The following is an 8,174-nucleotide window of genomic DNA, read 5'->3' as shown; positions in this document are numbered from 1 at the left end:
TGTCTTCTGTGTTGCACTTCATTTTACAACAGGGTATGCGAATTTTTTACTTAATGATTGGTTTTACTTTATTAGGATTAGCCCTTTTGGGAGTTGCTTTACCGCTATTACCGACACCCCCTTTTTGCTGTTGGCGATTGCATGCTTTTCACGCTCTTCCAAACGATTTGAAAAATGGCTATACCATACTAAGTTGTATCAAATCTATGTGGTGGACTTTCGCGAAACAGATGCTATTGCTCGGGAGCGTAAAAGAAAAATTCTTATTTCCATTTATATTCTAACGGGAATTTCTATCTTCTTTGCACCTCTTATCTGGGTGAAGTTTGCTTTAGCTGCCTTAACCCTTTTTATGACGTATTATTTATTCAAAGTCATTCCAGATAAAGAATGAAAATTCATTTCATCTCTGGTGAACTTTTCCTATCAAATTCTTGGTATCGTTGGAGTATCAAGGATTTTTTTGATATAATAATAGAGAATTTGTTTTCTTTTTATACTCTGTGAAGATCTCTTCAAACTTCGTCGGATTTTACAGTCCGGATGACTGTGAGAGGTGGCAGAGAAGGAAAGCGAAACATTTGTCAACCTTGCTGTACTCTTTGTTACTGACTTCGTTGATTACACCTGCGACCTCAAAAGCTCAAGTAGAGTTTTTGCCCCACCCGCCGCTTGCTTTCTAGTTCCAATTGTCTGGGAGACAGCTGGAGGTGATTGTTAAGTTTTTTGAGTATTAAAAGAAAAAGTTCTTCTTGAAAGGAGAAAAAATGAGAGATTTACATAAAGTTTTGAGTCAGCAATTTGGAATTGTCTTCCAAGATGAAAAGTTGCTGGAGACAGCTTTTACACACACTAGCTATGCCAATGAGCACCGCCTCTTAAACATTTCACACAATGAGCGCTTGGAATTTTTAGGAGACGCTGTTCTGCAATTATTGATTTCGGAATATTTGTATAAAAAATATCCGAAAAAACCAGAAGGGGACTTGTCAAAACTTCGCTCAACGATTGTACGTGAAGAGAGTTTGGCTGGTTTTAGTCGAGATTGTCAGTTTGATCAATTTATCAAATTAGGTCGTGGCGAAGAAAAGTCAGGTGGGCGTAATCGGGATACCATTCTTGGAGATTTATTTGAAGCCTTTTTAGGAGCTTTATTGCTAGATAAAGGAGTGGAAGCAGTCAAAAACTTCCTGTATCAAGTCATGATTCCAAAGGTAGAAGTTGGAGACTTTGAGCAGGTGATTGATTACAAGACCAAGCTACAAGAACTGCTCCAAGTCAATGGTGATGTCGAGATTGTTTATCAAGTCATCTCTGAGTCTGGTCCAGCTCACGCCAAAGAATTTGCTGTAGCGGTATCTGTTGATGGCAGAACGGTTGGACAAGGGCAAGGACGTTCGAAAAAATTAGCAGAGCAGGAAGCTGCTAAAAATGCATTTGAAAAGGGAAGTCATTCATGTATTTAAAAGAAATTGAAATTCAAGGTTTCAAATCTTTTGCAGATAAGACCAAGGTAATATTTGATCAGGGAGTGACAGCAGTCGTTGGACCAAATGGCTCAGGAAAGAGTAACATTACTGAAAGCCTGCGTTGGGCACTGGGAGAGTCCAGTGTTAAAAGTCTTCGTGGCGGGAAAATGCCAGATGTCATTTTTGCGGGTACTGAAACTCGCAAACCACTGAATTATGCTTCTGTTGTTGTCGTTTTGGACAATAGAGACCGTTTTATCCAGCAAGCTGCAGATGAGATTCGTGTGGAGCGTCATATTTATCGCAGCGGGGATAGCGAGTATAAAATAGATGGCAAGAAGGTACGTTTGCGAGATATTCATGATTTGTTTATGGATACAGGGCTTGGGCGAGATAGTTTTTCCATTATTTCTCAAGGAAAGGTGGAAGAAATTTTCAATAGCAAGCCAGAGGAGCGCCGTGCCATTTTTGAAGAAGCGGCTGGCGTACTGAAATACAAGACGCGGCGCAAGGAGACTGAAAGCAAGCTCAGTCAAACACAAGATAATCTAGATCGGCTGGAAGATATTATTTATGAGCTCGATAGTCAAGTGAAGCCTCTTGAAAAGCAAGCTACGACAGCTAAGCAGTTTTTGAAATTGGATGAGGAACGCCGTGCTCTTTATTTGGATGTATTGATTGCTCAAATAAAGGGAAATAAAACACAGATGAATGATACTGAAGAACGGCTTGTGGGGATTCAGCAATCTTTGTCTGCTTATTACAGCAAACGTGACCAGCTAGAGCAAGAAAATGCTCTTCTGAAAGAAAAACACCATGATTTGCAAAAACAAATGGCAGATGACCAAGCGAGTTTGCTTGAACTAACACGCCTCATCAGTGACTTAGAACGCCAAATCGAAGTTTCCAAATTAGAATCTAGTCAAGCTGCCAACAGTCGGAAGGAAAATGAGGAACGCCTGAAAGGATTGACAGAAAAATTAGAGGCGGTTCAAACAGAATGGCAGGGAAAAGACGAGCAGTTGACTGATTTTGCTGTAAAATTGGAACAAAATCAACAAGCGATTCATAAATTAGAAGCTGAAATTGAGGCATTTTCGGACGATCCTGACCAGATGATTGAAAAATTACGTGCTGAATTTGTCCAATTGATGCAAGAAGAAGCGGACTTATCCAATGACTTAACTGCTTTAGAAAGTCGCTTAGCCAACGAATTACAATTATCTGAAAGCAAACAAGCAGAATTTGCTAAGTTAAAAGAAAATTTAAAGAATCTTCAAATCAACGAGCAAAGTCAACTGGAAGATTTAGAAACAGATCGGCAGTCGGTTCAGCAGTTACTGACAGATTATCAGGCACAGCTAAAGCAAGTTCAAGCTGTAAAAACGAATTATCAGCAAAACCAAACGGCAATGTTTGATTTAATGGATGATGTAAAAAATAAAAAGGCGCGTGTTGGTAGTTTAGAAGCTATTCTGAAAAATCACAGTCATTTCTATGCTGGGGTGAAAAGTGTTCTTCAAGAAGCAGAGCTCCTGGGCGGTATTATCGGTGCTGTTAGTGAAAAACTGAGCTTTGATTCGCATTATCAGACAGCACTTGAAATTGCACTTGGAGCAAGTAGCCAGCATATTATCGTAGAGGACGAACAAGCTGCGACACGAGCAATTGAATTTCTGAAACGCAATCGAACAGGACGGGCAACTTTTCTGCCACTGACAACGATTAAAGCGCGGCATTTACCAGATCATCATCAAGGAAGCATTGAAAAAAGCACTGGTTTTCTTGGTTTGGCTTCGTCTTTGGTGAGCTATGATAAGAGTTTAGAGCATATTTTCCAAAATTTGCTAGGTACAACAGCCATTTTTGATACGGTAGAAAATGCGCGAGCAGCTGCTCGCAAAGTTCGGTATCAAGTACGAATTGTCACGCTGGATGGAACAGAATTACGGACAGGCGGTTCTTATGCAGGTGGCGCTAATCGAAATAACAATACAATTTTCATCAAGCCGGAGTTGGATGCTTTGCAAAAGGAACTTTCTGAGAAGAATGTAACATTAGCCGAGCAAGAAAAGCAAGTGGAGGATTTGCACACACAGCTAAGCCAAGCCAACAGTCTGTTAGAAGAAATAAAAGCAAGTGGTGAGGAAGCTCGATTAGCAGAGCAAAAGGCTCAAATGGCTTATGAGCAAACACATAAACAGGTTGAAGACTTATCCGAGCTCTTAGCGCTGCAAGAAAGAGAGCTATCTCGTGAAGTTCTTCCTGATATGGCGGAGCAAAAGGAACGATTGGTTAATCGCCTTGCAGAAATTGAGCAAGAGAAAACCGAAACAGAAGCAGAGATTGAGCAGATTAAGTCAGATAAAGATGCTATTCAGGCACGTTTAGACAAGCTAACAGCCCACTTATCTGAGCTTCGATTGGTCCGTACCGAGCTGATAGGGCATCAACGTTACGTTCAGATGGATCTCACACGTTTGTCCAATGAAAAATCTGAATTGGACAAAGAGATTTCAACTTTACAATTTCTAATGGAGCAAAAGGAAGAGACAGCTTCAAAAGTGGATATTGCTGTTTTAGAAGAGCAATTAACACAGGCTATACAGGAAAAGACAGCTTTGAACCAAGCCAATATTCGGTACCAATTTGAACTGGACGATTTGGAAGGGCAAGCAGAAGATCTTACCAGTCATCTGGAACAAGCCCGTCAGAAAAATGAGGATTTGATTCGCAGTCAAGCCAAGGCAGAAGCTGAAAAAGATAAGATTGCAGATGTCCTTCGACGCCTTTTGACGAATTTGACAGATGACTATCAAATATCTTTTGATGAAGCTAGTAAACAGGCTCGTCCACTAGAAAATCTTGCGGTTTCTGAAATTAAGGTCAAGGACTTAGAAAAGGCTATTCGGGCTTTAGGACCAGTCAATCTTGATGCGGTAGAGCAATTTGAAGAAGTCAGTCAACGACTGCATTTCCTCAATACTCAAAGAGATGACGTACTTTCTGCGAAAAATCTACTTTTGGAAACCATCGAAGAAATGAATGACGAAGTAAAAGACCGCTTCAAATCAACCTTTGAAGCTATTCGTGAGAGCTTCAAAGTGACTTTCAGACAGATGTTTGGCGGTGGTTCAGCGGACTTGATTTTGACCGAAGGTGACCTGCTGACTGCGGGGGTAGAAATTTCAGTACAACCACCTGGTAAGAAAATTCAGTCGCTCAATCTGATGAGCGGAGGAGAAAAAGCTCTGTCAGCTTTGGCATTACTCTTCTCCATTATCCGTGTCAAGACGATACCATTTGTCATTTTGGACGAGGTGGAAGCTGCACTTGACGAAGCTAATGTCAAACGTTTCGGAGACTATCTCAATCGCTTTGACAAGGACAGCCAGTTTATCGTGGTAACACACCGTAAAGGAACGATGTCCGCAGCAGACTCTATCTATGGAGTAACCATGCAAGAGTCCGGTGTGTCAAAGATTGTCTCCGTAAAATTAAAAGATTTAGAAAGTATGTAAAATGAATATAAAATTAGTTGCGACAGATATGGACGGCACCTTTTTAGATGACAAAGGGCAGTTTGATATGGTTCGACTGAAGCAGTTGTTGCTCCGTTTTAAAGAAAAAGGCATCTATTTTGCAGTAGCCAGTGGGCGTGGTTTGCTGTCATTAGAAAAGCTATTTGAGGATGTGCGAGATGAGATAATTTTTATTGCTGAAAATGGCAGTCTGGTAGAATTTCACGGAGAAGATCTCTACGAAGCAACCATGTCTAAAGATTTTTATCTGTCAGCTTTTGAGAAATTGAAGACATCTCCTTTCATCAATACCAGTGAATTGCTTCTAACAGGTAAAAAAGGCTGTTATGTTTTGGAAACAGTTGATCCAGCTTATTTAGCTTTTAGTGCGCATTATAATGAAAATATCCAAAAAGTAGCTCGCTTGGAGGATATTACAGATGAAATTTTCAAATTTACAACCAATTTTTCTGAAGAAACAGTAGCTGCTGGTGAAGCTTGGGTTAATCAACACGTTCCCGGTGTCAAAGCTATGACAACAGGCTATAAGTCAATTGATATTGTCCTAGACTATGTGGACAAGGGTGTTGCCATTGTCGAATTGGCGAAGAAATTAAATCTTGAGATGGATCAGGTCATGACATTTGGTGACAATTTGAATGATCTACACATGATGCAAGTAGCAGGTTATCCCATTGCCCCTGAAAATGCTCGTCCAGAGATTTTGGAAGTAGCCAAAGAGGTCATTGGGCATCATGCGGCGCATTCAGTTATGACGTATATGGAGGGCTTATAATGGCAGATATAAAATTGATTGCCTTAGATTTAGATGGGACTTTACTAACTTCTGAGAAAAAAATTTCTGCTCGAAATTTAGCGGCGCTTAAAGCCGCTAAAGAGCAGGGAATCAAGATTGTTTTGACGACCGGTCGCCCTCTAAAAGCAATGGAACTTTTCTTAAACGAACTAGGCGTAGCTAATCAAGAGGACGAATACACCATTACTTTTAATGGTGGTTTGGTGCAACGTAACACAGGTGAAATTCTTGATAAAACAGTCTTTGCTTATGACGATGTGGCTCGTATTTTTGAGGAAACAGAAAAGTTAGGCTTGCCACTAGATGCGATTTGCGAAGGAACTGTCTACCAAATCCAGTCAGACCATGAATCGCTTTATCAAACTTGCAATCCTGCTTTAACATTTGAGTCGGTTTCATTTGCAGACTTATCTAGCCAACAGACTTATAATAAGTGTGTAACAGCTTATGCACCAGATCCGCTTGATCGTGGTATTGCTCAACTTTCGTCCGATTTATTTGACAAATATGAAATTTTTAAGTCGCGCGATATGCTGTTAGAATGGTCTCCGAAGAATGTCCATAAAGCAAATGGCTTAGAAAAATTGATTGCTCATTTAGGAATTGAACAAAGTCAAGTCATGACTTGCGGAGATGAAGCAAATGACCTGTCTATGATAAAATGGGCAGGACTTGGTGTAGCTATGCAAAATGCAGTAGCAATAGTCAAAGAAGTTGCCAATGTGGTGACGCCGATGACCAATGATGAAGATGCTGTTGCTTGGGCTATAGAAAAATATGCACTGAAATAAAGGAGGAATTGAATGGGCTTATTTGATCGCCTTTTTGGTCGCCAAAAAGAAGAAAAAACAGTTGAAAATATTCCTGAAGAAGCTGTAGAAACAGTATCAGAGGATGATCAAGGAAAGAATCTAGAAAAAGTAGAAACAGCTCCTGTAGAGAATACGCAATCTGAGAATCTAGGTGAACAAACATTCCAAACAGAATTGAAAGAACGTCTTGCTAATGATGAGACACGTCTTGAAACCATTCAAGAAAAAGTAGAAGAAATGGAGCCGGAAACGGCTACTACAGGATCAAGTCTAGAGTTTGCTGAAAATGATTTCCAAGCTCCAGAAAATCATACATTACAGAATGAAATGGGAACTCCACAACCTGACGAGACAGCAGCCTTTTCGCAACATACGACTCATCCAGCTACCACAGATTTACAGGCACGTTTAGCAGAAGCTAGAAGACAGCAGGCAGAACAAGAAAATATGAGGCAGTTGAACGAAGCGAACGCAGGGTCAAGTTCAGCAGAGTCAACTACGGCAGAGAAGACTATTAGCGAACCAATTGAAGCAAGTTCATCTATTCAAAAAGAAACGGTTCAGGAAAAGTATGACCGTAGTCTTAAAAAGACGCGGACAGGTTTTGGAGCGCGGCTTAATGCTTTCTTTGCCAATTTCCGTTCGGTAGATGAGGAATTTTTTGAAGAGTTAGAAGAACTCTTGATTACGAGTGACGTGGGAGTGCAAGTCGCTTCTAATCTGACAGAAGCCTTACGCCAAGAAGCTCGCCTTGAAAATGCCAAAAAGCCAGATGTCCTTCGTCGGGTCATCATTGAAAAGTTAGTAGACATCTATGAGAAAGATGGCCAATTTAACGAAAAAATCAATTTACAAGACGGTTTGACAGTCATGCTTTTTGTTGGTGTAAACGGAGTTGGGAAAACCACTTCGATAGGGAAATTGGCTTATAAATATAAGCAGGCTGGTAAGACAGTTATGTTAGTTGCAGCAGATACTTTTAGGGCAGGAGCTGTTGCTCAGTTGGTGGAATGGGGACGTCGAGTAGATGTTCCTGTTGTGACAGGTCCAGAAAAGAGTGACCCAGCTAGCGTTGTTTATGACGGTATGGAGCGTGCAAAGGCTGAAAATGTGGATATTCTCATGATTGATACAGCCGGACGCTTGCAAAACAAAGATAATCTAATGGCAGAATTAGAAAAAATTGGACGGATTATCAAACGGGTAGATCCAGCTGCGCCGCATGAAACGTTCTTGGCACTAGATGCCTCAACCGGTCAAAATGCCCTTGTTCAAGCTAAGGAATTTTCAAAAATTACGCCAGTAACAGGAATTGTCTTGACGAAAATTGATGGAACAGCGCGTGGTGGTGTCGTTCTTGCAATCCGTCAAGAGCTGGATATTCCAGTTAAACTGATTGGATTCGGAGAAAAAATTGACGATATTGGAGTATTTAACTCTGAAAACTTTATGAAAGGGCTCTTAGAGGGCTTGGTATAAGAAAAAAGACTTGCAATTCATTCATTTTGCAAGTCTTTTGTATATGATAAATTGTAAAATATAGTGCAACAAAAAA

5 protein-coding genes and 1 pseudogene are annotated in these 8,174 nt (G+C 40.5%); all 6 read left to right on the top strand.

Translation table 11 applies throughout. The annotated features are described in order from the left end of the window. Positions 1-35 precede the first annotated feature (35 nt). The 6 genes and pseudogenes from HMPREF2984_RS04940 to ftsY all read left to right on the top strand — a co-directional run bounded on the left by HMPREF2984_RS04940 (position 36) and on the right by ftsY (position 8,098). Positions 36-394: pseudogene (locus HMPREF2984_RS04940) on the top strand (YbaN family protein). Positions 395-767: 373 nt separating this feature from the next. Next, entirely contained in the window at positions 768-1,466 is a 699-nt protein-coding gene (rnc, locus tag HMPREF2984_RS04935) for a ribonuclease III (protein ID WP_049534586.1), read from the top strand. Further along, complete coding sequence (gene smc / locus HMPREF2984_RS04930) at positions 1,457-4,990, top strand: chromosome segregation protein SMC (protein WP_070670636.1); 3,534 nt, start codon at positions 1,457-1,459, stop codon at positions 4,988-4,990. The genes rnc and smc overlap by 10 nt, the downstream gene beginning before the upstream one ends. Before the next feature lies 1 nt (position 4,991). Continuing rightward, the gene (locus HMPREF2984_RS04925) at positions 4,992-5,786 is read left to right on the top strand and encodes a Cof-type HAD-IIB family hydrolase (protein ID WP_057489616.1); all 795 of its coding nucleotides are present in this window, start codon (positions 4,992-4,994) and stop codon (positions 5,784-5,786) included. Next, a complete protein-coding gene (locus tag HMPREF2984_RS04920) occupies positions 5,786-6,598 on the top strand; it encodes a Cof-type HAD-IIB family hydrolase (protein ID WP_057489617.1) in 813 nt (270 codons plus the stop codon). Before HMPREF2984_RS04925 ends, HMPREF2984_RS04920 begins: the two co-directional genes overlap by 1 nt. Positions 6,599-6,610: 12 nt before the next feature. Beyond that, positions 6,611-8,098 carry a signal recognition particle-docking protein FtsY gene (gene ftsY / locus HMPREF2984_RS04915; protein ID WP_057489618.1) on the top strand — a complete coding sequence of 496 codons (1,488 nt, stop codon included), beginning with the start codon at positions 6,611-6,613 and terminating at the stop codon, positions 8,096-8,098. Positions 8,099-8,174: the final 76 nt, after the last annotated feature.

It is taken from the genome of Streptococcus sp. HMSC066E07 (assembly GCF_001814695.1).
GTDB lineage: Bacteria > Bacillota > Bacilli > Lactobacillales > Streptococcaceae > Streptococcus > Streptococcus hominis.
Note: the sequence above shows the minus strand (reverse complement) of the source record. Positions and strands in the feature narration are given on the sequence as shown.